Here is a 23,613-nt window from a genome sequence, read left to right on the forward strand (position 1 = left end):
CGAAAGACGTGAAGGGAAACACGAACATGGCAGGCCGGAAGATCATCTACAACGCGTTCACGCATGTCACGCCGTCGCACCAGACGCACGGGCAATGGCGCCGGCCCGAAGCGCAGTCGCAGCGGAATTTCTCGCGGCTCGATCCCTGGGTGAAGCTGGCCCGGACCGCCGAGCGCGCCGGGCTGGACACCATCTTCCTGGCCGATACGGTCGGGGTCTACGACACCTACCGGCAAGGCTGGGCGACCGCCGCGCGCGAGGGCATGCAGTTCCCGTCGAACGACCCGGCCAGCCTGGTGTCGGCGCTGGGATACGTGACGGAGCACCTTGGCTTCATCGTCACCAGCTCCATCCTGCAGGAGCATCCGTTCTCGTTCGCGCGCAAGCTCTCCACGCTCGATCACCTGACCGACGGCAGGGTGGGGTGGAACATCGTCACCAGCTACCTGGACAACGCGGCGCGCAACTTCGGCCAGCCGGCGCTGGCCAGCCATGACGAGCGCTACGCCTGGGCCGAGGAATATGCCGAGGTGGTCTACAAGCTATGGGAAGCGAGCTGGCAGGACGATGCCGTGGCGGCCGACGTGGCCGCCGGCATCTATGCCGACCCGGCCCGCATCCACGCCATCAACCACGAGGGGCCGCGCTACCGCGTGGAAGGGCCGCACCTGCCGCAGCCCTCGCCCCAGCGCACGCCGCTGCTGGCGCAGGCCGGCGCCTCGCCCGCGGGCCGCGGCTTTGCCGCGCGCCACGCCGAACTGACCTTCCTGCCCGCCATCACGCCGGCCGCGGCGCGCGCGGACATCGCCGACCTGAACCGCCGGCTGGCCGGGCAGGGCCGCGCGCCCGGCGACCTCAAGTACCTGGTGAGCATCCATCCTGTCATCGGCAGCACCGAGGCCGAGGCGCGGGTCCGCTACGAGGAATTCCTCCACTGGCGCAGCGAGCCCGGCTACCTGGCGCATGCCTCGGGCACCATCGGCTTCGACCTGTCCGCGATCGATCCCGACACGCCGCTCGACGAAGTGAGGACCGAGTACATGCAGGGCGGCATACGTGCGGTCATCGACGCCGCGCCGGACAAGCGCGCCCGCTTCGGCGACGTGATGCGCCAGCGGCTGAACAAGGCCGTGGCCGGCACCCCCGAGCAGATCGCCGACACCATCGCGAACTGGGTCGAGGCGGGGGTGGACGGCTTCAACCTGATCCCGGTCGTCACGCCCGAGTGGTTCGGCGAATTCGCCGACGCCGTGGTCCCGGTGCTGCGCCGGCGCGGCCTCATGCAGCAGCACTACGCCGAAGGCACGCTGCGGCAGAAGCTGTTCGGCCGCGCCGCCCATCTTCCCGACACCCACGCGGCGCGCCGCCTGCGCCCGTGGGCCTGAGCACGCCGGATGCCGTACGTATCTCCTGTCCCGCTTTTCGCTTCCCACTTTTCGCTTCCCGCTTCCCGCTTCGCGGCAGGTCTTTTCCAAGCAAGGTCCCCCAATGCCTGACACCACTCCTACCTATGCGGAACTGTCCGCCCGTTTGTCCGCCCGTTTCCGCCCGGTCTTCGACCGCATCGCCGTCGATTCGGCGCGCCGCGACCACGAACGCGAACTCGCGCACGACGCCATCGGCTGGCTGCGCGAGGCGGGCTTCGGCGCGCTGCGCGTGCCCGTGGTCCACGGCGGCCTGGGCGCGTCCGTCGAGCAACTGTTCGACCTGCTGATCGAGCTGGGCGAGGCCGATTCCAACCTGCCGCAGGCGCTGCGCTCGCATTTCGGCTTCGTCGAACGGCTCTATGCCGAGGTCGATCCGTCGCGCCACGCGCCATGGCTGCGCAAGATCGCCGAGGGCGCCATCTTCGGCAACGCCACCACCGAGCGCGGCGACCATGCGCTGGGCAAGCTGGGCACCACCCTGCGCCGCCACGATGGCGCCTGGCGCCTGGACGGCGAAAAGTTCTACAGCACCGGCACGCTCTATGCCGACTGGATCCAGGTCACCGCGAGCCGGGAAGGGCCGGTGCCCGAGAACCACCAGACCTTCGTGGTGGTGTCCGCCCGCGCCGGCGGGGTGACGTGCCTGGACGACTGGGCGGGCTTCGGCCAGCGGCTCAGCGCCTCGGGCACCACGCGCTTCGACAACGTGCGGGTGGAGGACGACCAGGTGTTCTCGTACTCGCGCGCCGTGCCCACGCCCATGACCGCGGTGTTCCAGCTGACCCACCTCGCCACGCTGGCCGGCATCGCCCGCGCCATCGTGCGCGACGCGGTGGCGTTCGTCCGCCCGCGCAAGCGCGTCTTCAGCCATGGCGCGGGGGCGGTGCCGGCGGACGATCCGCTGGTGCAGCAGGTGGTGGGCGAGCTCTCGGCCGCGGCGTTTGCCGCCACCGCCGCGGTGCGGGCCGTGGCCCGCACGCTGGGCGAGGCCGACCGCATCCGCGTGCGCGACGGCCGCCTGCCCGTGGACCTGCTGAACCAGGTCGAGCTGGAGACCGCCCAGGCGCAGGTGAGCGTGGTGCCGGCCGTCCTGCATGCCGCCACGCGCCTGTTCGACGTGGGCGGCGCCTCGGCGCTGCTGGAAGACCGGCGGCTGGACCGCCACTGGCGCAACGCGCGCACCCTGGCCTCGCACAATCCCGTGATCTACAAGGCGCGCGTGCTCGGCGACCATGCCATCAACGGCACCGCGCCCACCTTCTACTGGTCGGTCGGCGCCAAGGCAGCCTGAGGCGCGCAGGGAGGAAGGAGAGGGAAGGGAAGACGGGCGCGTGGGCAACCCGCGCCACATGGCGGGAGCGCCCGGCGTGCGCGGCGCGCCCGGTGCTGTTTTTTGCATAAGCAAATGCCGATTTTTTCCTTCCGCGCCTTCCGCCGGCTGCGCTAATGTCCGCAACATTGGCCGCGTCTCCCGGCGCGGCGCACGTCGTTGCACGCCATGAACCACACGGATCGCGTGGTCCACTGGGTTCTGAGCAGCCTGGAACTCGAGACCACCCTGTTTCACCTCGGGCAGTATTGCGGCACCTGGCGCGCTTCGGTGGCCGGGCGCCTGCGCGCGGGCTTCCACGTGGTGCTGCATGGCGAATGCTGGCTGCACCTGCCCGGCGCGGCGGCGCCGGCGCGGCTGCAGCCCGGCGACGCGGTGTTCTTCCTGCGCGACGTCCCGCATCACCTGGGTCCCCACGCCGAGCCGCAGGCCTGCCTGGCGGACAGCGCGATGCTGCCGCTGGATGTGGACATCCCGCCCGCGCAGTCGGCCACCGGCCTGGCCTGCGGTTTCTTCGACTTCCGTCCCGGCCTGAGCGAGGCGCTGCTGGCGCCGTTTCCCGACTACCTGGTACTGCGCGCGCGCGACGGCGAGGGCGACGGCGACCTGGCGGGCACGCATGCGCTGTTCGGCCTGATCGTGGCCGAAGCGCGCCGCGGCGGCAGCGAGCCGTCGCCGCTGATCGCGCGGCTGGTCGACCTGCTGTTCTTCTACGTGGTACGCCACCTGGCCGCGCGCGACGACGTGGCGAAGGGCCTGTGGCCCCTGCTGCGCAGCGCCGAATTCTCGGGGCTGATGCTGGCGCTGATCCGGCATCCCGAGCGCACGTGGACGGTGGAGGCCATGGCGGCGCTGGCGCACATGTCGCGCGCCACTTTCTGCAAGCGCTTTGCCGAAGCCAGCGGGCAGTCGCCGGCCGCGTTCCTGCTGTTGCTGCGCATGAAGGTCGCCGAGCAGTTGCTGGGCGGGCGCTGCAGCATCGCGCAGGCGGCCGAGCGCGTGGGCTACCGCTCGGAAGCGGCCTTTGCGCGGGCCTTCAAGAAGGCCACCGGCGTGCAGCCGGGGGCGATGCGGCGGCAGGGGCAGCGGCTGTCGCTGTCGTAGCCGCGCCGCGCGGACTACGCGGAGGGCGCGGACTACGCGGAGGGCGCGCGCGGGCCGCGGCGGCGCGCCCGGGCGCAAACTCAGACGAATCAGCAGGGAATCGCGACGCTCGCGCATGGCCGCCGGCGGCGGCGCGCCGCACAATGGGCCGGTGTTCCACCCCTTTCCATGTGACGCCATGAGCCGCATTCCGCTGCAATCCGCCGAGACCGCCCCCGAAGCCAGCCGCCCGTTCGTGGCGCGCGCCATCGCCAGCAATGGCTACCTGCCCAACCTGATCGCCGCGCTGTCCAACGCACCCGCGGCGCTCGAGGCCTACCTGACCGTGTCGGAGATCAACAGCCGCAGCTCGCTGACGCTGGCCGAGCGCGAGGTCGTGCAGATCACCGCCGCCACCACGCACGGCTGCGGCTTCTGCGTGGCGGGCCATACCGCCATCGCCGTCAAGAAGGCCAGGATCGACGGCGCCACCGTGGAGGCGCTGCGCGCCCAGGCCACCTTGCCGGAGGCTCGCCTCGAGGCGCTGGCCGCCTTTACCCGGGCCGTCATCCGCACGCGCGGCGCGGTGCCGCAGGACGAGTTCGACGCCTTCGTCGCCGCCGGTTTCACGGCCGCGCAATCGCTGGACGTGGTGCTGGGCGTGAGCCTGGCCACGCTGTGCAACTTCGGCAACAGCCTGGCGCAGACGCCGCTGAACCCCGAGCTGGACGCGTATCGCTGGACGCCCCGCGCGGCCTGATTTCCGCTGGATTTCCCACAGGAACGCCCGATGACTTCTTCCCCATCCGCCGGCGCGCTGCCGGCCGATCTCGCGCAGTGGCTGGCCGCTCATGCCGACGGGCTGGACAGCGGCGCCGCCGATCCGGCCGGCGTGCTGCCGCGCCTGGCCCAGGCCGGACTGTTCCGCATCGGCGTGCCGCAGGCGCAGGGCGGCAGCGGCGGCACGACCACGGATGCGGTCGAGGCGGTGGCGGCGGTGGCCGGATACTCGCAGACGGCGGCGTTCGTGCTGTGGGGGCAGCGCGCCTTCATCGAGTACGTGCTGCACACCCCCAACCGCGCGCTGGCCGCACGGCTGCTGCCGGCGCTGCTCGACGGCAGCCTGGCCGGCGCCACCGGGCTGTCCAACGCCATGAAATTCCTCGGCGGCATCGAGGCGCTGCAGGTCAGCGTGGAGGCGCGCGCGCAGGATGGCGACACGCACGCCGGCTGGCTGGTCGGCGGCGTGGTGCCGTGGGCTACCAACCTGCATCCGGCGGGCTTCGCCGTGGCGGTGGCGGCCGCCGACACGGCCGGGCATGCCGGCGTCTACGCGATTCCCTCCGGCCTGCCCGGCGTGCTGCGCAGCGCGGACCTCGACCTGATCGGGCTGCGCAGCAGCTATACCGCGTCGGTGCGTTTCGACGGCGTGGCGCTGGACGCCGGCTGGCTGCTGCATGAGGACGCGCACCAGTTCCTGCCGCGCGTGCGGCCGGCCTTCCTGGGCCTGCAGTGCGGCCTGGCCATCGGGCTGGCCCGGCGCGCCATCGCGGCGGCGCAGGGCCGGCCCGACGGCGGCCGCTCGGTGCTGGACGGCGAACGCGACGCGCTCGCCGCCGAACTGGCCGGCGCCGCCCGCGCGCTGCACGACGGCCTGGAGCGCGGCGATTTCCTGGCCGCGCCGCGCGCGCTGTTCGGCCTGCGCATCCGGCTGGTGGAGCTGGCGATGGCGGCGGTGCAGCTGGAGCTGCAGGCGCGCGGCGGCGCCGGCTACCTGCACGGGCGCACCGACGGTTTTGCCCGGCGCTGGCGCGAGGCGGCCTTCCTGCCCATCGTCACGCCCAGCCTGGTGCAACTGAAGACCGAGCTGGCGCGGCAGGCGGCGCAATCCGGCCAGGCGGCCGCATGAGCGGCGCGCTGCTCGAAGCGCGGGGCCTGGCCCTGGCCTACGGCAGCGGCGCCGCGGCCCGCGCCGTGCTGCGCGCGGTGGACCTGAGCCTGGCGCCCGGCGAAGTGGTGTCCGTGATCGGCCCCAGCGGCGCCGGCAAGTCCAGCGTGCTGCGGCTGCTGGCGGGCCTGCAGCCGGCCACGCACGGCACGGTGCGCATGCAGGGCGAGCTGCTGGACGCGCCGCATCCGCGCATTGCCGTGGCGTTCCAGGATGCCTGCCTGCTGCCGTGGCTGTCAGTGGCGCACAACGTGGGCTTCGGCCTCGATTTCCGGCGCCAGCCGGCGCTCGGGCGCGCCGAACGGCACGAGCGCGTGGCGCGCACGCTGGCGGCCGTGGGCCTGGGCCATGCGCATCACCTGTTTCCCGCGCAGCTGTCGGGCGGCATGGCGCAGCGCGTGGCGCTGGCGCGCTGCCTGGCGCGCCAGCCGCTGGCGCTGCTGCTCGACGAGCCCTTCGGCGCGCTCGACGAGATCACGCGCGCCGACATGCAGGCCCTGCTGCTGCGCATCGTGCGCGAGTACGGCCCGGCCACGCTGCTGATCACCCACGACATCGACGAAGCGCTGCTGCTGTCCGACCGCATCGTGCTGCTCGGCGCCGCGCCCGGCGAGCCGGCCGGCGTGGCGCGCGAGTGGCGCATCGCGCTGCCGCATCCGCGCGAAGCCCAGGTGGAGGCGCTGGGCGCATTGCGCGTGGAGATCGTGCGGGCGCTGCGCGCGCTGCTGCGCGCCGGCGGCACGCAGCACACGGAGGCATCGCCATCGGCGGCGCCGCACCCCCGGACCATCGCGGTCTGAGGCCGCGCCTCATGACACGAAGCAATCCACGCAACCAGCCAAGCAACCAGCCAAGCAACTAGCCAAGCAACTAGCCAGACGAACCCAGACGAGGTCTACGATGTGCCAGGTTCCCATGTCGCGGCGCGAGCTGCTCAAGCTCTCCGCGCTCTTTACCGCCGGCGGCGCGCTGCCGCTGCTCAACGCGCTGAACGCCCGCGCGGCCAGCGAGCCCGATGCGCCGGTGCGCATCGGCTACCTGCCGATCACCGATGCCACGCCGCTGCTGGTGGCGCACAACAACGGCTACTTCGACAAGGAAGGCATCCAGGCCGACAAGCCCACGCTGCTGCGCAGCTGGGCGCAACTGGTGGAAGCCTTCATCTCGGGCCAGGTCAACGTGGTGCACCTGCTGTCGCCGATGACGGTGTGGGCGCGCTTCGGCAGCCAGGTGCCGGCCAAGGTGGTGGCCTGGAACCACGTGGGCGGCTCCGGGCTCACGGTGGCGCCGCAGGTCGACAAGCTGGCCGACCTGGGCGGCAAGACGGTGGCCATCCCGTTCTGGTATTCCATCCACAACGTGGTGCTGCAGACCCTGCTGAAGAAGGACGGCCTGGTGCCGGTGAGCCGCAAGAGCGGCGCGCTGGCGCCCAACGAGGTCAACCTGGTGGTGATGGCGCCGTCCGACATGCCGCCCGCGCTGGCGGCGCGCCAGATCGAGGGCTATATCGTGGCCGAGCCGTTCAACGCCGCCGCCGAGGCCATGAAGATCGGCAAGATCCTGCGCTTCACCGGCGACGTGTGGCGCAACCATGCCTGCTGCGTGGTGTTCATGCACGAGCAGGACCTGGAGCGGCGCCCGGCGTGGTCGCAAAAGGTGGTCAACGCCATCGTCAAGGCGCAGCGCTGGACCCAGGACAACCGCGCCGAGGCCGCCGCGCTGCTGTCCCGGGACGGCGCCAACCGCTACACGCCGCACACGCTGGACGCGCTGCGCCGCGTGCTGGCGCCGGACGCCGGCGAGCGCGGCCGCTACCTGGCCAGCGGCGCCATCCGTCATGCCGACTGGCACGACAAGCGCATCGATTTCCAGCCCTATCCCTATCCCAGCTATACCGAGGAACTGGTGCGCCGCCTCAAGGGCACGCTGATCGAAGGCAACAGCGCGTTCCTGGCCGGGCTCGATCCGCAGCGCGCCGCGCGCGAGCTGGTGGACGACCGCTTCGTGCGGCGCAGCCTGGCCGAGGTGGGCGGGCTCAAGGCCTTCGGTTTTGCCGACGGCTTCACGCGGCAGGAGGAGATTGCAGCGTGAGAGTGAGACAGACTGCCAGCGATGCCGGGCCCGCAACCGGCGCGGTGCGCGCGCTGGCGGCGCGCTCGTGGCTGGGCCTGGCCGGGCTGGCGGTGCTGCTGGCGCTGTGGTGGGCGGCCACCGGCGCGGGGCAGGCGCAGGGGCTGGCCGCGCGCTTCGCGCCGGCCGCCACGCTCGCCAGCGCGGCGGAACTGCTGCGCCAGCCGGACTTCGCCCAGCATGTGCTGGTGAGCCTGCGGCGCGTGCTGCTGGGCCTGGCCATGGCGCTGGCCGCCGGCGTGCCGCTGGGGCTGCTGGTGGGCGCGGCGCGGCGGGTGGATGCCGCGCTGTCGCCGGCCTTCCAGTTCCTGCGCATGATCTCGCCGCTGTCGTGGATGCCGGTGGTGGTGATGGTGCTGGGCGTGGGCGACCGGCCGGTGCTGTTCCTGCTGGCCTTCGCCGGGGTCTGGCCGATCTTGCTCAACACCGCCGCCGGCGTGCGCCAGCTCGACCCGCGCTGGGTCATGCTGGCCCGCAGCCTGGCCGCCACGCGCTGGGAGCTGCTGACGCGCGTGGTGCTGCCGGGCGTGGTCGGCAACGTGCTGACGGGGCTGCGGCTGTCGATCGGCATCGTGTGGATCGTGCTGGTGCCGGCGGAGATGCTGGGCGTCAACGCGGGGCTGGGGTACTTCATCCTCGACACGCGCGACCGGCTCGCCTACTCCGAGCTGCTGGCCACGGTGCTGGTGATCGGGCTGCTGGGTTTCCTGCTCGACAGCGGCGCGCGCTGGCTGCAGCGCTGGTGGGCGCCGGCATAGGGCGCGCTGGCGGCGGCGGGCCCCCGGAAGCCGCCGGCGGGCGTGACGCGGCCGGCGCGCGGCGCCCCCGGACTGGCCCGCGCTGTCTTGGCCATGACATTGAATCGTCAATTTGCTGAAACATTAGGCAGTCCGAACGGTTTGGCGTCGGCAAGCGGGTTTGCGGGTTCCGAAGGGGCTGTTATCCACAGTAATTGTGGATAACGCGACCCAAAAAAACGGCGCGCTGCACAGGGCCGGCGGGCCTGTCAAGCATCGTGTCCGGCGTTCGCCGCGGTTCCATTTCTTGTCCGCTCCAGGTTTATTCGCCTATAGTTCCATTAATAGAACTAAAGCAACGACCGGAGCGAGACAATGGAGATGACCGCGGGCGCCCTGAGCGGCGTCAAGGTGGTGGACATCACCGCCGTGTTCATGGGCCCGTCGGCCACCCAGATGCTGGGCGACCTGGGTGCCGACGTGATCAAGGTGGAGCCGCCCGAGGGCGACGTCACGCGCGGCATCGGCCCGGCCGGCGACCAGAAGATGGGCCCGCTCTACCTCGGCCTGAACCGCAACAAGCGCAGCGTGGTGCTGGACCTGAAAAGCCCCGACGGGCGCGAAGCGCTGCTGCGGCTGGTCAAGGACGCCGACGTGCTGGCCTACAACGTCAGGCCGCAGGCCATGCAGCGCCTGGGGCTGGACTACGAGACGCTGGCCGCGCTCAACCCGCGCCTGGTCTACGTCGGCATGTTCGGCTTCTCGCAGCGCGGGCGCTACGCGCCGCAGGCCGCCTTCGACGACCTGATCCAGGCTGCCAGCGGGCTGCCCCAGGCAGTGGCGATGGGCAGCGGCGACATCCCGCGCTACCTGCCCATCACCATCGCCGACCGCTCGGTGGGGCTGTACGCGTTCGGCGTGATCTGCGCCGCGCTGTACGCGCAGGCGCGCACCGGCCGCGGCCAGCGCGTGGACGTGCCCATGTTCGAGACCATGGTGCCCTACGTGCTGGGCGACCACCTCTACGGCGAGACCTTCGTGCCGGCGCGCGGCGGCTTCGGCTACCCGCGCCTGCTGTCGCCGCAGCGGCGGCCGTACAAGACGCGCGACGGCCACGTCTGCTGCCTGATCTATCACGACCGCCACTGGCGCACCTTCCTCAAGGCCATCGGCAAGCCGGACCTGTTCGACACCGACCCGCGCTTCGCCACCATCGCCACGCGCACCGCGCACATCACCGAGCTGTACGGCATGGTCAGCGACGAGATGGCCACGCGCACCACCGCCGAGTGGCGCGAATTGCTCAAGGAGGCCGACATCCCGGTATTCCCCATGCATACCTTCGAGTCGCTGCTCGACGACCCGCACCTGGGCGACATCGGCTTCTTCCGCGAGAGCGAGCACCCCGCCGTGGGCCGCATCCGCGAGATGGCCGTGCCGAGCGAATGGTCGGGCACGCCGCCCACCAGCCGGCGCCACGCGCCCGCGCTGGGCGAGCACAGCCGCGAGGTGCTGCGCGAGGCCGGCTACGACGAGGCGCGGATCGACCGCATGATGGCCGCCGGCAGCACGCGCGGGCCGGCCGGGGCCTGAGCGCAATGCAAAACACGACAAAGGAGACAGGCGAAATGGATGCAAGGACAAAGGCCGGCCGCGCCGTGCGCATCGGCGGCGCTTCCGGCTTCTGGGGCGACAGCAGCGTGGGCGCGCCGCAGCTGGTGCGCCATGGCGAGATCGATTACCTGGTATTCGACTACCTGGCCGAGCTGACCATGTCGGTGCTGGCCGCCGCGCGCCTGCGCAAGCCGGAACTGGGCTACGCCACCGACTTCGTCACCGTGACGATGAAAAGCCTGCTCAAGGAAATCGCGCAGCGCAACATCCGCGTGGTCAGCAATGCCGGCGGCATCAACCCGAAAGGCTGCGCGCAGGCGCTGGCCGCGATCGCCGCGGAGCAGGGCGTGGACGTGCGCATCGCCGTGGTGGAGGGCGACGACGTCATGCCGCTGCTGCCCGCGCTGCGCGAGTCCGGCGTGCAGGACATGCAGAAGGGCCGGCCACTGCCGGACAAGCTGGTCAGCGCCAACGCCTACCTCGGCGCGCTGCCGATCCGGCAGGCGCTCGACGCGGGCGCGCAGATCGTCATCACCGGCCGCTGCGTGGACAGCGCGGTCACGCTTGGCGTGCTGATGCACGAGTTCGGCTGGCAGCCCGGCGACTACGACCTGCTGGCGCAGGGCAGCCTGGCCGGCCACATCATCGAGTGCGGCTGCCAGGCCACCGGCGGCCTGCATACCGACTGGGAAAGCGTGCCGGACTGGCCCAATATCGGCTACCCGGTGGTGGCGTGCCGCGCCGACGGCAGCTTCCTGGTGGGCAAGCCGCCCGGCACCGGCGGGCTGGTCAGTACCGCCACGGTGGGCGAGCAGATCCTCTACGAGATCGGCGACCCCGCCGCCTACCTGCTGCCCGACGTGACCTGCGACTTCACCGCCGTGACGCTGGCGCAGGCCGGCCCGGACCTGGTCGAAGTCAAAGGCGCGCGCGGGCGCGCGCCGGGCGACCGCTACAAGGTCTCGGCCACCTATGTCGACGGCTTTCGCTGCAACGCGCAGCTCTCCATCGTGGGCTTCGACGCGGTGGCCAAGGCCGAACGCACCGCGCAGGCCATCCTCGCGCGCACGCGCGCGCTGTTCGCCGCGCACGGCTTCGGCGATTACAGCCGCACGCACGTCGAAGTGCTGGGCGCCGAGTCGTGCTACGGCCCCCACGCGCAAACGCGCCACACGCGCGAGGCCATCATGCGGCTGGCCGTGATGCACCCGGAAAAAGCCGCACTCGAACTGTTCGCGCGCGAGATCTCCGCGGCCGGCACCAGCTGGTCGCCCGGCACCACCGGCTCGGGCGGCGGCCGGCCCAGCCCCTCGCCGTCGATCCGGCAGTACGCCTTCCTGCTGGAAAAGGACAAGCTGTCGCCCACCGTGCTGATCGACGGCGAGCACCGCCCGGTGGCGATGCCCGCGGCGGTGCCTGCCGCCGCTGCTCCCGCGCCCGCGCCGGCGCCCGCGCCCGCGCCGGCTCCCGATGCGCCGCCGGGCGCCGCCGACTTCGAGCAAGTCCCGCTGATCCGCCTGGCCTACGGCCGCAGCGGCGACAAGGGCGATATCTCCAACATCGGCCTGATGGCGCGCCGGCCCGAATACCTGCCGTGGCTGCGCGCGGGCGCCACCCCGGAGCGCGTGGCGCAATGGCTCGGCCATCTGGTGAAAGGCCCCGTCGCGCGCCATGACCTGCCCGGCATCCACGCCGTCAACCTGGTCTGCGAGCAAGCGCTCGACGGCGGCGGCATGGCCTCGCTGCGCAACGACCCGCTCGGCAAGGGCATGGCGCAGATCCTGCTGGCCATGCCCGTGCGCGTGCCGCGCGGCCTGCTGCCATGACCCGGGCCGCGCCACAGCCGGCGCCGCCGCCGGCGCAACTGCCCGAGGACGGCGGCGGCGTGGCGCGCTACCGCCAGCTGGCCAGCGTGCTGCGCCATCGCATCGTCTGCGGCGAATGGCCGCTGGGCCACCAGCTGCCCACCGTGGAGCAGCTCGCGCAAAGTTATGGCATTGCCCGCGTCACGGTGCGCCAGGCCTTCGCCGTGCTGGCCGAGGAAGGCCTGGTCAGCAGCCAGCGCGGGCGCGGCACGCACGTGACCGGCCAGCCGCCCGGCCCCAGCGAAGGCATGCGCTCCGTCATCAACGACGAACTGGTCGGCGGCAGCGAGCTGGAAATCCGCATCCTGGAAAAGCACAAGGACGTGCGCCTGCCCGATGGCCTGCCCACGCGCGGCAAGCCGCTCGACCAGTACGTGCTGCTGCGCAAGCTGCACCTGCACGACGGCGAGCCGTTCTGCCTGATCGAGCTGTACGTGGCCTCCGCCGTCTTCAACCGCTTCCCGCGCGGCGCCGAGAAGCACCGCAAGATCGCCCGCCTGCTGCGCGAGGCCGTGGGCGAGCGCCTCGGCATGCTGCACCAGAGCATGACGGTGGAACCGGCCGACTACGCGCTCGCGCGCGAACTGGCCTGCGGCTTTGCCGCGCCCATCGCCAAGATCGTGCGCACCACGCTCGACGTCGACGGCAACGTGCTCACGGCCGGCTGCTTCTGGTATCGCGGCGACCGCTTCATCCTCGACGTGGAATTCCCGGCCCGGCTCACCGAGCGCTATCCGGCGCTGGCCGTGCCCGACAGCCGCAGCTGACAGGCACGGTAGCCAGCGCGGGCACGGCAGGCAACGCCAACAGATGCCGCAAAGGCACGCAAGGAGACAACATGCACCAGCCTTACCCTTCGCGCGGGCTCGCCGGCCTGCTGCTGCCGTTTCTCATGCTGGCCGGCGCGCCGTCCGCGCAAGCCGACGGCGCCGCCACCGACTACCCCGCCAGGCCCGTGCGCGTGGTGGTGCCGTTCCCGGCCGGCAGCGGCACCGACAGCAGCGCGCGCTACGTGGCCGAAGCCGTCGCCGGCCAGACCGGCAAGGCCGTGCTGGTGGACAACCGGCCCGGCGCCAACGGCTTCATCGCCGCCCAGGCCGTGGCCACCGCGCCCGCCGACGGCTACACCATGCTGGTCACCACCAACACCACGCACGCCGCCAACGCATCGCTGTTCAGGACGCTGCCCTACGACCCCGTCAAGGATTTCGCGCCGGTCTCGCTGGTCGCCCGCAGCGGGCTGGTGCTGGTGGTGCCGCCCGACAGCCCCGTCCATACCGTGGCCGACCTGACCGCGCTGGCTCGCGCCAGGCCTGGCAAGCTCACCTTCGCCAGCGGCAGTTCCTCCACCCGCATCGCCAGCGAGCTGTACAAGATGATGGCCGGCGTGCAGGCGCTGCATGTGCCCTACAAAGGCGTGCCCGCCGCGCTGACCGACCTGATGGGGCACCAGGTCGACTTCATGATCTCCGACGTGTCGCCCGCCATGACCCTGATCCAGGGCGGCAAGCTGCGCGCCATCGCCGTCACCACCGCGCAGCGCCATCCCGTGCTCAAGGACGTGCCCACCATGGCCGAAAGCGGCCTGCCCGGCTACGAGATGGTGGCATGGTCGGCGGCCTTCTTCCCCGCCGCCACGCCGAAGGCGGTGGTCGAGCGCATGAACGCGCTGGTGCGCAAGGGACTGGCGGACCCGAAGGCAGCCGGTTATTTCGGCCGCTCGGGCGGCGAGCCCGCGCCGTCGTCGCCGGAAGAGCTGGCCGCGTTCGTGCGCAGCGAAACCCTGAAGTGGGCGCGGGTGATCAAGGCGGCGGGGATCGAGCCGGAGTGAGGGGGAGGCGGCGCCGCGAATCCCGCCCGGACCCCACCCCTTTTCTTGATTGACGTCAAAGCCCCGCGCTGGCCGCGGGCGCCTAATCGAAGCGCTTTGCCACAGCGTCTTGCCGCAGCGCCGCCCGGCGCATGCCGGCCAGTCAAACAAGAAAACGGAGTCCTCCATGAAACGGCTTTTCCCGAGTCCGCTCGTCCGGGATATTCTCGGCCTGGCGTTTGTCCTGCTGTCTGGCGCGGCGCCGGCCGCGCCGCAGGAACCCGTGCAGCCCATCGCTCCGGCCAAGGTCACCGATCCGGCGCGGGTGCGGCTGGGCGAGCGGCTCTGGTTCGATCCCCGGCTGTCGCGCTCGGGATTCATTTCGTGCAACTCCTGCCACAACCTGAGCATGGGCGGCTCGGACAATCTCAAGACCTCGATCGGCGACAAATGGCAGAAGGGGCCGATCAACTCGCCCACGGTGCTGAACTCCAGCCTGAACCTGGCGCAGTTCTGGGACGGCCGCGCCAAGGACCTGCGCGCGCAGGCCGGCGGGCCCATCGCCAATCCCGGCGAGATGGCGTTCTCGCACGAGCTCGCCGTGGACATGCTGAAGTCCATTCCGCAGTACGTCACGGAGTTCCGCCAGGTCTTCGGCAACGACAATCTCACCATCGATGAAGTGACCACCGCCATCGCGGCGTTCGAGGCCACGCTGGTCACCCCCAATGCCCGTTTCGACAAATGGCTCAAGGCAGACAAGCACGCCATCGACGCGCAAGAGCTGCGCGGCTACCAGCTGTTCAAGAGCGCGGGCTGCGTGGCCTGCCACAACGGCCCCAATCTGGGCGGCAACTCGTTCCAGAAGATGGGGATCGTGGAGCCGTACAAGACCTCGAACCCGGCCGAGGGCCGCTACGCGGTGACCGGGCGCGACGCCGACCGCTTCAACTTCAAGGTGCCCACGCTGCGCAACGTCGCGCTGACCTACCCGTATTTCCATGACGGCGCGGCGGACACGCTCGGCCAGGCGGTCGACACGATGGGCCGCCTGCAGCTCGGCCGGAAGTTCACCGAGGCGGAGAACGCGGATATCGTGGCCTTTCTCAAGACGCTGACCGGCGACCAGCCGAAGCTCGTGCTGCCGATATTGCCGCCCTCGAGCGACAGCACCCGCCGGCCCCAGCCGTTCGAGTAAGGCGCGCGGCGGCGCTCCCTCCGGGCGCCGCACCAGCGTGCACGGCAACCGCTGCGGCATGCCCTTTCGTGGGGCCTGTCGCACCATGGCGAAGCCCGGGATGTCCTCCCGGGCGGCGCCGCATGCCGGGTGCGCGGCACCGGTGGATTACCCTCCAGGCATTGACAGGCAAGGCTTTCCGGCCCGCGGCGCAGGCCGGCCGGGCGGCCTTGGCATGACGTTTGCGTTAATGCGTTCAAACTTGGATACAAGATTGAACGCATGGAAATCCAGAGCCCAGCCACCCCCTTGCACCCGATCGGCACGCTGATCGGCCGATACGCGCGCGGCACGTTTTCGCCCTCCGCGTGCGTGGCGGAAGTCCTGCGCCGCATCGACGAGATCGACCGCCCGGAGATCTGGACGCACCGCGTCGGCGCGGCCGACCTGCGGGCGCGCGCCGCGCAGCTCGAAGCGTGCCTGGCCGGGGAAGGCGCCGGCGCGCTGGCCCGCATGCCGCTGTTCGGCGTGCCGTTCGCGGTCAAGGACAACATCGACGTGGCGGGCATGCCGACCACCGCCGCCTGCCCGGAATTCGCCTATGTGCCGGCGGTGTCCGCGTTCGCGGTGGAGCGGCTGCTGGCCGCCGGCGCCATCCTGGTCGGCAAGACCAACCTGGACCAGTTCGCCACCGGGCTGGTGGGCACCCGCTCGCCATACGGGGCCGTGCGGCACTTCGAGGCGCCCGGGCGCATCTCCGGCGGCTCCAGCTCGGGTTCGGCGGTGGCGGTGGCGGCGGGCTGCGTGGCGTTTTCGCTGGGCACCGACACCGCCGGCTCCGGCCGGGTGCCGGCCGGCTTCAACGGCCTGGTGGGGCTCAAGCCCACGCTGGGCCTGGTGAGCAAGCGCGGCGTGGTGCCGGCCTGCCGCACGCTGGACACCATTTCCGTGTTCGCGCACGACGTGGCCGATGCCTGGCGCGTGCTCGCGCAGATGGCGCAGCCCGATGCGCTGGACAGCTATTCGCGCCGCGTGCCGGCGCTGGGCCTGCTGCGCGGCGCGCCGCGGGCCGGGGTGCCCGACGCGCTCGAATTCGAGGGCGACGCGCAGGCGGCGCAAGCCTTCGCCGAGACGCTCGCCATGCTGCGCACCCACTTGTCGCTGGCGCCCGCGGCGGTGGACTTCGAGCCGCTGCGCCAGGTTTCGCTGCTGCTGTACGACGGCCCCTGGGTGGCCGAGCGGCGCGCCGCGCTCGGCGGCTTCTTCGACACGCACCGCGCCGCCATCGACCCGGTGGTCGCCGCGGTGATCGAGAAGGCGGACCGCTATAGCGCGGTGGACGCGTTCGACGCGCAATACCGGCTCGCCGACCTCAAGCGGCAGGCGCGCGCGCTGTTCGACGAGATCGACGTGCTGATCGTGCCGACCGCGCCCACCCATCCCACCATCGCCGCGCTGCAGGCCGATCCCATCGGGCTGAACAGCAAGCTGGGCCGCTACACCAACTTCGTCAACCTGCTCGACCTGTGCGCGCTGGCCGTGCCGTGCGCGCGCCGCGCCGACGGCCTGCCGGCGGGCATCACGCTGATCGGCCCGCGCGGCGCGGACCACCGGCTGGCCGTGCTGGGCGCGCAGATCCAGTCGCTGTTCGACGACGCGACGGCCGCGCCGGGCCTCGAGGACACGCCGCTGCCCTTCGCCGAACCCACCGTCACGCTGGCGGTGGTGGGCGCCCACCTGCGCGGGCAGCCGCTTAACTGGCAACTGCGCGAAGCCGGCGCGCGCTGGCTGGAGGATGCGCATACCGCGCCCGCCTACCGGCTCTACGCGCTGGCGGGCACCACGCCGCCCAAGCCGGGGCTGGCGCGCGTGGCGCCGGGGCAGGGCGCGGCGATCGGGCTCGAGCTGTGGGAGCTGCCGCTGCGCCTGTTCGGCAAGTTCGTGGCCGAGGTGCCGGCGCCGCTGGGCATCGGCACCGTGACGCTTGCCGACGGCCGCCAGGTCAAGGGTTTCATCTGCGAGCCGCGCGCGCTGGCCGAGGACGGCGGCGCGCGCGACATCACCGCCTTCGGCGGCTGGCGCGCCTACCTGCAGGGCACGGCGCACGCGCCGCAGCCGGGCGGCTGACGCGCCGGCACGGCACCACCCGTTCCCTCCGCGCTCCATCTCCGTTCCCCACCCCGATCCACCCGACCTGCGACTGCACACTGCCATGACCGATCGCCGCGACTTCCTCAAGCATGCCAGCCTCTTCGCGCTCGGCAGCGCGCTGCCCCTCGAAACCCTGCTGGCCGCCGACAAGCTCACCGTGGGCGTGCTCTACGTCGGCGCGCGCTCCGACTTCGGCTACAACCAGGCCCAGGCCGCCGCCACCGCCATCGTCCGCAAGCTGCCCAACGTGAAGGTGGTGGAGGAAGAGAACGTGCCCGAGACCATCGCCGCGCAGAAGACCATGGAGGCGATGATCCAGCAGGACGGCGCCACGCTGATCTTCGCCACCTCGTTCGGCTACTTCGACCCGCACGTGCTCAAGGTCGCGGCCAGATACCCCAAGGTGCGCTTCGCGCATTGCGGCGGGCTGTGGAAGCCGGGCAACCCGGCCAACATCTCCAGCTACTTCGGCTACATCGACGAGTGCCAGTACCTGGACGGCGTGGTGGCCGGCCACATGAGCAAGAGCAAGAAGCTCGGCTTCGTGGCGGCCAAGCCGATCCCGCAGGTGCTGCGCAACATCAACGCCTTCACGCTGGGCGCGCAGTCGGTCGATCCGGCCATCACCACCCACGTGATCTTCACCGGCGACTGGTCGATGCCGGTCAAGGAGGCCGAGGCCGCCAACGGCCTGGTCGACCAGGGCTGCGACGTGCTGACCTGCCACGTGGACGGCCCCAAGGTGGTGATCGAGACCGCCGAGAAGCGCGGCGCGATGAGCTGCGGCTACCACGCCAGCCAGGCGGCGCTGGCGCCCAGGGGCTACCTGACCGGCGCCGAGTGGGACTGGGCCACGCCCTACCAGACGCTGGTGGGCGACGCCCAGGCCGGCAAGGCGCCGCCCAACGTGCTGCGCGGCGGGCTCAAGGACGGCTTCGTGAAGACGTCGCCGTACGGCGCGCGGGTCTCCGCGGCCGCGCGCCAGCAGGCCGACGCCGTCAAGGCCCGGATGACGGCCGGCGACTTCGTCATCTTCAAGGGCCCGCTGAAGGACAACAAGGGCGGCGTGGCCGTGCCCGCCGGCACCAGCCTCGCGCAGACCGACTACGTGCTCGAGAGCATGAACTACCTGGTCGCCGGCGTGGCCGGCCAGGGCTGACGGCGTACCTGCGCGTCGACGTGGCTTCGTCAACGGGTCTTCAAGGAGCACTTCCATGAGCACGCCCATGCGCCTTCATGCCGGCCCGGCGGCCCTGATGCTCGGCGTCCTGCCCGCGCTGCCCACCGCGCTGGCGGTCGCGGGCACGCTGGCGCTGTTCTCGCTGTTCCTCCTGGTGCAGGGCGCGCCCGCGCTGGATGCCCTGCAACTGATCTTCCAGGGCGCGTTCGGCAGCGCCTTCGCCTGGCAAAGCACGCTGATGCGGGCCGCTCCGCTGATGCTGACCGCGCTGTGCGTGGCCCTGCCGGCGCAGGCCGGGCTGGTGGTGATCGGCGGCGAGGGCGCGCTCGCGCTGGGCGGGCTGGCCGCGGCGGTGGTGCCGCAATGGCTGCCGGCCGGCGCACCGTGGCTGGCGGCGGCGCCGGCCATGGCCGCGGCGGCCATGCTGGCCGGCGGCGCCTGGATCGGCCTGGCCGGCGCGCTGCGCCACTGGCGCGGCGTCAACGAGACCATCGGCAGCCTGCTGCTGTCGTACATTGCCGTGGCGGTGTTCAAGCATCTGGTCGAAGGGCCGCTGCGGGACCCGGCCAGCCTGAACAAGCCGTCCACGCCGCCCGTGCCGGACGCGCTGATGGTGGGCGCGCTGCCGGGGCTGGACGTGCACTGGGGCCTGCTGTGGGGCGTGCTGGCCTGCGTCGCGGCCTGGGTGCTGGTGCGGCACAGCACCTTGGGGTTTGCCTTGCGCTTGACCGGCGGCAACCTGCGCGCGGCGCGCCTGGTCGGCCTGCCGGTGGGGCGTTTGGCCCTGATCGCCTGCATCCTCGGCGGCGCGGCCGCCGGGCTGGCGGGCATGTTCGAGGTGGCGGCGGTGCAGGGCAGCGCCAACGCGGCGCTGCTGGCCGGCTATGGCTACAGCGGCATCCTGGTGGCCTTCGCGGCGCGCCAGAATCCGCTTGCCATCGTCGGCTGCGCGCTGCTGGTCGGCGGCATCGAAAGCAGCGGCAGCCTGCTGCAGCGCCGCCTGGACCTGCCGGATGCCACCACGCTGGTGTTGCAGGGGCTGCTGTTCGCCAACCTGCTGGCCTGGGAAGCGCTGGGCGGGCGCCTGGCCGCGTGGCGCCTGCGCCTGCAGGCGGCCGCCGCGGCCGCGCGCCCGGCCTCGCCGGAAGTGGAGGCGCACCATGCCTGACCTGCAATCGCCATGGATGATCCTGCTGCTGTCGCTGGCCAGCGGCGCCATCCGCGTGAGCACGCCCTACCTGTTCGTCAGCCTGGGCGAGTGCCTGACGGAGAAGGGCGGCCGCGTCAACCTCGGGCTGGAAGGCATCCTGGTGTCGGGCGCCATGAGCGGCTACGCGGTCTCCTGCCTTTCCGGCTCGCCGTGGACGGGCGTGCTGGCCGCCGCGCTGGCCGGCCTGCTGCTCGGCGGCCTGCACGGGCTGGTGTGCTCGCTGCCGCGGGTGTCGGACATCGCCTTCGGCATCGCGCTGATGCTGCTGGGCACCGGGCTGGCCTTTTTCCTCGGCAAGCCCTTCATCGCGCCGCAGGCGCCGATGCTGCCCTGGCTGGAACTGGGCAAGTGGGTGGCGTCGGCGCAGTTGCAGCACGTGCTGCGCATCAACGTGCTGTTCCTGGCCGGCGTGGCGCTGGCCTTCGTGCTGCAGTGGGGCCTGCGCGCGACGCGCTGGGGGCTGATGCTGCGCATGGTCGGCGACCATGCCGAGACCGCGCGCGCGATGGGCTATCCGCTCACCCGCATCCGCATCGCCGCCACCGCGCTCGGCGGGCTGTTCGCCGGCATCGGCGGCGCCTACCTGTCGCTGGTCTATCCGGGCAGCTGGAACGAGGGGCTGTCCAGCGGGCAGGGGCTGATGGCCGTGGCGCTGGTGATCTTCGCGCGCTGGCAGCCGCTGCGCTGCCTGTGGGCGGCGCTGCTGTTCGGCGCGGCCGGCGCGCTGGGCCCGGCGCTGCAGGCGGTGGGCGTGACCGGCGGCTATTACCTGTACAACGCGGCGCCCTACGTGCTGACGCTCGTCGTCATGGCCGTCAACTGCCGCCCCGACCGCGCCCTGGCGGGCGCGCCCGGCGAACTGAGCCTCACGCGCTGAGCGCGCCGAACCGAACCGAGATCCCAGCCAACCCGGAGCCGACACCATGACCCGAACCATCGACGCCAGACCTTACCCCTGGCCCTACGACGGCAACCTGCGCGCGGACAACACGGCGCTGGTGATCATCGACATGCAGACCGACTTCTGCGGCTACGGCGGCTACGTGGACCGCATGGGCTACGACCTGTCGCTCACGCGCGCGCCGATCGGGCCGATCCGCCGCGTGCTGGACACCATGCGCGCGCAGGGCTTCACCATCATCCACACGCGCGAGGGCCACCGCCCGGACCTGTCCGACCTGCCGGCCAACAAGCGCTGGCGCAGCCGCCGGGCGGGCGAGGGCGGCGTGGGCATCGGCGACGACGGCCCCTGCGGCAAGATCCTGGTGCGCGGCGAGCGCGGCTGGGAGATCATCGACGAACTCGCGCCGCTGCCCGGCGAGATCGTCATCGACAAGCCCGGCAAGGGCTCGTTCTGCGCCACCGACCTGGAGCTGATCCTGCGCACGCGCGGCATCGCCAACCTGGTGCTGACCGGCATCACCACCGACGTATGCGTGCACACCACCATGCGCGAAGCCAACGACCGCGGCTTCGAATGCACCGTGCTGGCCGACTGCTGCGGCGCCACCGACCGCGGCAACCACGACGCGGCGCTGCACATGGTCACCATGCAGGGCGGCGTGTTCGGCACCGTCTCCGACTCGCGCGCGTTGCTGGCCACGCTGGGCGGCTGACCATGGCGGCCCTTTCCTCCTCATCGGGCGGGCAGCGCGCGCTCGGCCTCGAAGTGATCGGCGCCTGCAAGTCCTTCGGCGCGTTCCGCGCGCTCGACGACGCCTCGGTCAAGGTCGCGCCGGGCACCATCCACGCGCTGCTCGGCGAGAACGGCGCCGGCAAGAGCACGCTGGTCAAGGGGCTGGCGGGCTACGGCGTGCTCGATGCCGGCCAGATACTGGCGCACGGGCGCGAGGTCCGCATCGCCTCGCCGCGCGACGCGCAGGCGCTCGGCATCGGCATGGTGTACCAGCATTTCACGCTGGCCGAGGGGCTGTCGGTGGAAGAGAACCTGCTGCTCGCGCGCGGCAGCCTGCCCTGGCGCATCAGCTGGGCGCGCGAGCGGGCGGCCTTCGCCGAGTTCATGCAGCGCATGCCGTTCCGCCTGCCGCTCGACCGCCCGGTATCCGCGCTGGCGGCCGGCGAGAAGCAGAAGCTGGAGATCCTCAAGCAGCTCTACCTGCGCCAGCGCTTCCTGATCCTCGACGAGCCGACCTCGGTGCTGACGCCGCAGGAGGCCGACGAGGTGCTGGGGCTGATGCGCGCGCTGACCGCCGCCGGCGAGCTGACCGTGCTGATGATCACGCACAAGTTCCGCGAGGTCATGGCCTACGCGGACGACGTGACGGTGCTGCGCAAGGGCCGGCAGGCCGGCACCAGCGCGGTGGCCGCCACCGGTCCCGCGCAGCTGGCGGGCTGGATGATGGGCGCCGCGGCGCCGGCCATGCGGCCGCAAGCCGAAGCCGCGCGCGCCGCGCGCAAGCCGGTCGCCGCCGGCGCGCCGGTCAGGCTGCAGGTCAGCGGCGCGAGCATTGCCGACGAGCGCGGCCACATGGCGGTGCGCGACGTCAGCCTTGCCGTGCGCGCGGGGGAGATCCTCGGCCTGGCCGGCGTTTCCGGCAACGGCCAGCGCGAGCTGGTCGAGGCCCTGGTGGGCCAGCGGCCGCTGCCGCGCGGCGAGATGCGGGTCGGCGGCCAGCCGTACCATGCCACGCGCGCCGAGATGACGGCCAGGCGCGTGTTCGCGATTCCCGAGGAGCCGCTCAGGAATGCCTGCGTGGCCGGCATGAGCGTGGCGGAGAACCTGGCCCTGCGCGACTTCGACCGCGCGCCGCTGCGCCGCGGCGGCTGGCGCCTGGACCGGCGCGTCATGCGCGAGCGCGCGCTGCGGCGCATCGCCGAGTTCAACGTGCGCCCGCCGCTGCCCGAGCGGCAGATCGGCACGCTCTCCGGCGGCAACGTGCAGCGCGCGGTGCTGGCGCGCGAACTGGGCCAGCCGGTCGACGTGCTGATCGTCGCCAACCCGGTGTTCGGCCTGGACTTCGCCTCGGTCGCCGACATCCACGCGCGCCTGCTGGCCGCGCGCGATGCCGGCGCCGCGGTGCTGCTGGTCAGCGAAGACCTGGACGAGCTGCTGGCGCTGGCCGACCGCATCGCCGTGATGGCCGAGGGCCGCATCGTCCACGAGACCGCCGCCGCTGGCGCCGGGCGCGCCGAGCTCGGCCGCTACATGGCGGGGCACGCGCCGGCGGCCCCGGCGCCGCGGCCGGCGGTCCTGACGGAGATGAGCCGATGACGGCGGAGAATCCAGGGACGGACGAGAGCGGCGGCACGACGGCCGGCGGGATCGCCGTCGACGCCAGTCCGGCGCCGTTCGCGCTCGACTCCGCGCACGCGGCGCTGGTGGTGATCGACATGCAGCGCGACTTCATCGAGCCGGGCGGCTTCGGCAGCTCGCTCGGCAACGACGTCGCGCTGCTGGCCGGGATCGTGCCGGACGTGGCCGCCTTGCTGGCGCTGGCGCGCGGGGCCGGCTGGTTCGTGGTGCATACGCGCGAGTCGCACGCGCCGGACCTGTCGGACTGCCCGCCGGCCAAGCGCCTGCGCGGCGCGCCGTCGCTGCGCGTGGGCGACCCCGGCCCGATGGGCCGCATCCTGGTGCGCGGCGAGCCGGGCAACGCCATCGTCGATGCGGTGGCGCCGGCGCCGGGAGAACTGGTCGTCGACAAGCCGGGCAAGGGCGCGTTCTACGCCACCGCGCTCGACGACGCGCTGCGCGCGCGCGGCATCCGCCAGCTGGTGTTTGCCGGCGTGACCACCGAAGTCTGCGTGCAGACTTCGATGCGCGAAGCCAACGACCGCGGCTACGAATGCCTGCTGGTCGAGGACGCCACCGCCAGCTATTTCCCCGCGTTCAAGCAGGCCACGCTGGAGATGATCCGCTCGCAGGGCGGCATCGTCGGCTGGACCGCGCCGCTGGCGGCGCTGCGCGCGGCCATGCGGGATGCCAACTGA

The 23,613-nt window shown here is 72.1% G+C and carries 20 protein-coding genes; all 20 read left to right on the plus strand.

The genetic code is table 11. The features are described from left to right. The first annotated feature begins 26 nt into the window (after nucleotides 1–26). Nucleotides 27–1,385 (plus strand): NtaA/DmoA family FMN-dependent monooxygenase, encoded by a 1,359-nt coding sequence (locus tag ACKI2N_RS24485; protein ID WP_420997364.1) that lies wholly within the window; start codon nucleotides 27–29, stop codon nucleotides 1,383–1,385. Nucleotides 1,386–1,488: 103 nt separating this feature from the next. Further along, nucleotides 1,489–2,718 (plus strand): acyl-CoA dehydrogenase family protein, encoded by a 1,230-nt coding sequence (locus ACKI2N_RS24490; protein ID WP_420997366.1) that lies wholly within the window; start codon nucleotides 1,489–1,491, stop codon nucleotides 2,716–2,718. A 207-nt stretch (nucleotides 2,719–2,925) separates the two neighbouring features. Next, nucleotides 2,926–3,861 carry a cupin domain-containing protein gene (locus tag ACKI2N_RS24495; protein ID WP_420997368.1) on the plus strand — a complete coding sequence of 312 codons (936 nt, stop codon included), beginning with the start codon at nucleotides 2,926–2,928 and terminating at the stop codon, nucleotides 3,859–3,861. A 178-nt stretch (nucleotides 3,862–4,039) separates the two neighbouring features. Further along, nucleotides 4,040–4,600 carry a carboxymuconolactone decarboxylase family protein gene (locus ACKI2N_RS24500; RefSeq protein ID WP_420997370.1) on the plus strand — a complete coding sequence of 187 codons (561 nt, stop codon included), beginning with the start codon at nucleotides 4,040–4,042 and terminating at the stop codon, nucleotides 4,598–4,600. Nucleotides 4,601–4,630: 30 nt separating this feature from the next. Then, a complete protein-coding gene (locus tag ACKI2N_RS24505) occupies nucleotides 4,631–5,749 on the plus strand; it encodes an acyl-CoA dehydrogenase family protein (RefSeq protein ID WP_420997371.1) in 1,119 nt (372 codons plus the stop codon). Beyond that, nucleotides 5,746–6,588: an ABC transporter ATP-binding protein gene (locus ACKI2N_RS24510; RefSeq protein WP_420997373.1), complete on the plus strand. Its 843-nt coding sequence runs from the start codon at nucleotides 5,746–5,748 to the stop codon at nucleotides 6,586–6,588. The genes ACKI2N_RS24505 and ACKI2N_RS24510 overlap by 4 nt, the downstream gene beginning before the upstream one ends. Before the next feature lie 100 nt (nucleotides 6,589–6,688). Continuing rightward, nucleotides 6,689–7,879, plus strand: a complete 1,191-nt coding sequence (locus ACKI2N_RS24515) for an ABC transporter substrate-binding protein (RefSeq protein WP_420997374.1) — start codon at nucleotides 6,689–6,691, stop codon at nucleotides 7,877–7,879. 2 nt (nucleotides 7,880–7,881) lie between these two features. After that, nucleotides 7,882–8,676, plus strand: a complete 795-nt coding sequence (locus ACKI2N_RS24520) for an ABC transporter permease (RefSeq protein WP_420997434.1) — start codon at nucleotides 7,882–7,884, stop codon at nucleotides 8,674–8,676. A 354-nt stretch (nucleotides 8,677–9,030) separates the two neighbouring features. Continuing rightward, nucleotides 9,031–10,248 carry a CaiB/BaiF CoA transferase family protein gene (locus tag ACKI2N_RS24525; RefSeq protein ID WP_420997376.1) on the plus strand — a complete coding sequence of 406 codons (1,218 nt, stop codon included), beginning with the start codon at nucleotides 9,031–9,033 and terminating at the stop codon, nucleotides 10,246–10,248. Nucleotides 10,249–10,283: 35 nt separating this feature from the next. Continuing rightward, complete coding sequence (locus tag ACKI2N_RS24530; protein ID WP_420997378.1) at nucleotides 10,284–12,095, plus strand: acyclic terpene utilization AtuA family protein; 1,812 nt, start codon at nucleotides 10,284–10,286, stop codon at nucleotides 12,093–12,095. After that, nucleotides 12,092–12,901, plus strand: coding sequence for a GntR family transcriptional regulator (locus ACKI2N_RS24535; protein WP_420997380.1), 810 nt, complete (start codon nucleotides 12,092–12,094; stop codon nucleotides 12,899–12,901). Before ACKI2N_RS24530 ends, ACKI2N_RS24535 begins: the two co-directional genes overlap by 4 nt. A gap of 71 nt (nucleotides 12,902–12,972) precedes the next feature. Continuing rightward, nucleotides 12,973–13,965: a Bug family tripartite tricarboxylate transporter substrate binding protein gene (locus ACKI2N_RS24540; protein WP_420997381.1), complete on the plus strand. Its 993-nt coding sequence runs from the start codon at nucleotides 12,973–12,975 to the stop codon at nucleotides 13,963–13,965. A 166-nt stretch (nucleotides 13,966–14,131) separates the two neighbouring features. Further along, the gene (locus ACKI2N_RS24545) at nucleotides 14,132–15,142 is read left to right on the plus strand and encodes a cytochrome-c peroxidase (RefSeq protein WP_420997382.1); all 1,011 of its coding nucleotides are present in this window, start codon (nucleotides 14,132–14,134) and stop codon (nucleotides 15,140–15,142) included. Between the two features lie 261 nt (nucleotides 15,143–15,403). Then, entirely contained in the window at nucleotides 15,404–17,248 is a 1,845-nt protein-coding gene (gene atzF, locus ACKI2N_RS24550; protein WP_420997383.1) for an allophanate hydrolase, read from the plus strand. An 85-nt stretch (nucleotides 17,249–17,333) separates the two neighbouring features. Beyond that, on the plus strand, nucleotides 17,334–18,431 hold the full coding sequence (locus tag ACKI2N_RS24555) for a BMP family ABC transporter substrate-binding protein (protein WP_420997384.1): 1,098 nt from the start codon (nucleotides 17,334–17,336) through the stop codon (nucleotides 18,429–18,431). A 67-nt stretch (nucleotides 18,432–18,498) separates the two neighbouring features. Then, nucleotides 18,499–19,620: an ABC transporter permease gene (locus ACKI2N_RS24560; protein ID WP_420997436.1), complete on the plus strand. Its 1,122-nt coding sequence runs from the start codon at nucleotides 18,499–18,501 to the stop codon at nucleotides 19,618–19,620. Next, nucleotides 19,613–20,539, plus strand: coding sequence for an ABC transporter permease (locus ACKI2N_RS24565; protein ID WP_420997386.1), 927 nt, complete (start codon nucleotides 19,613–19,615; stop codon nucleotides 20,537–20,539). The genes ACKI2N_RS24560 and ACKI2N_RS24565 overlap by 8 nt, the downstream gene beginning before the upstream one ends. A 46-nt stretch (nucleotides 20,540–20,585) precedes the next feature. Continuing rightward, nucleotides 20,586–21,278 carry a biuret amidohydrolase gene (gene biuH, locus ACKI2N_RS24570; RefSeq protein WP_420997387.1) on the plus strand — a complete coding sequence of 231 codons (693 nt, stop codon included), beginning with the start codon at nucleotides 20,586–20,588 and terminating at the stop codon, nucleotides 21,276–21,278. 2 nt (nucleotides 21,279–21,280) lie between these two features. Then, on the plus strand, nucleotides 21,281–22,894 hold the full coding sequence (locus ACKI2N_RS24575; protein WP_420997388.1) for an ABC transporter ATP-binding protein: 1,614 nt from the start codon (nucleotides 21,281–21,283) through the stop codon (nucleotides 22,892–22,894). Continuing rightward, on the plus strand, nucleotides 22,891–23,613 hold the full coding sequence (locus tag ACKI2N_RS24580) for a cysteine hydrolase family protein (RefSeq protein ID WP_420997389.1): 723 nt from the start codon (nucleotides 22,891–22,893) through the stop codon (nucleotides 23,611–23,613). Before ACKI2N_RS24575 ends, ACKI2N_RS24580 begins: the two co-directional genes overlap by 4 nt.

Origin of the sequence: Cupriavidus sp. 30B13, assembly GCF_049059565.2 — a bacterium.
Classification (GTDB): Bacteria; Pseudomonadota; Gammaproteobacteria; order Burkholderiales; family Burkholderiaceae; genus Cupriavidus.